Here is a 211-nt window from a genome sequence, read left to right as displayed (position 1 = left end):
ACCCCTCGCAGCTGATGGGCACGATGGAAGTGGCCGGCAACCGCGCCAACATCATCGTTGCCAACCCGGCGGGCATCACCTGCAACGGCTGCGGCTTTTTGAACGCGGACCGCGCCACGCTCACGACCGGCAAGCCCATGGTGGGGCCGGACGGCGGCATCGGCTTTGATGTGGCGGGCGGCAAGCTGCGCGTGGAGGGCGCGGGCCTGAA

Annotated in this window: 1 protein-coding gene; it reads left to right on the top strand. The window is 69.2% G+C overall.

Translation table 11 applies throughout. From position 1 onward, the window contains the following. Positions 1-211 (top strand): filamentous hemagglutinin N-terminal domain-containing protein (locus KDH83_RS32385; protein ID WP_212323330.1); only part of this gene is annotated, 211 nt, incomplete at both ends.

Source organism: Achromobacter sp. Marseille-Q0513, assembly GCF_018195695.1.
Taxonomy (GTDB): domain Bacteria; phylum Pseudomonadota; class Gammaproteobacteria; order Burkholderiales; family Burkholderiaceae_B; genus Achromobacter.
This window is presented reverse-complemented; position numbering and strand designations above follow the sequence as displayed.